General features: G+C 64.2%; 1 protein-coding gene. It reads left to right on the top strand.

Going from position 1 to position 642, the window contains the following annotated elements; genetic code table 11:
- Window positions 1-639, top strand: a 639-nt coding sequence (locus BKY26_RS19250) for an EF-Tu C-terminal domain-related protein (protein ID WP_083431527.1), incomplete at its 5' end; no start/stop codon positions are given.
- Between the last annotated feature and the right edge of the window lie 3 nt (window positions 640-642).

Genomic DNA, 642 nt, shown 5'->3' with positions numbered 1-642 from the left:
GAGATCGGCGAGAACAAGATCCGCGAACTGATGGCGGCTGTCGACGAGTACATCCCGCAGCCCGAGCGTGCCGTGGACCAGCCCTTCCTGATGCCGATCGAGGACGTGTTCTCGATCTCCGGCCGCGGCACGGTTGTGACCGGCCGTGTGGAGCGTGGTGTGATCAACGTGGGCGACGAGATCGAGATCGTCGGCATCCGCGACACCAAGAAGACCACCTGTACCGGCGTGGAAATGTTCCGCAAGCTGCTGGATCGTGGTGAAGCCGGCGACAACATCGGCGCCCTGCTGCGCGGTGTGGACCGTGACGGCGTGGAGCGTGGCCAGGTTCTGTGTAAGCCGGGCTCCGTGAACCCGCACACCCAGTTCGAAGCCGAGGTCTACATTCTGACCAAGGAAGAAGGTGGCCGTCACACGCCGTTCTTCGCGAACTACCGTCCGCAGTTCTACTTCCGCACCACGGACGTGACCGGCACCGTTCAGCTGCCCGAGGGCACCGAGATGGTGATGCCCGGCGACAACCTGAAGTTCACGGTTGAGCTGATCGCGCCGATCGCCATGGAAGACGGCCTGCGCTTCGCCATCCGCGAAGGCGGCCGCACCGTCGGCTCCGGCGTCGTGTCGAAGATCCTCGCATAAGCG

This window comes from Nioella sediminis, assembly GCF_001879695.1.
GTDB lineage: Bacteria > Pseudomonadota > Alphaproteobacteria > Rhodobacterales > Rhodobacteraceae > Nioella > Nioella sediminis.
Note: the sequence above shows the minus strand (reverse complement) of the source record. Positions and strands in the feature narration are given on the sequence as shown.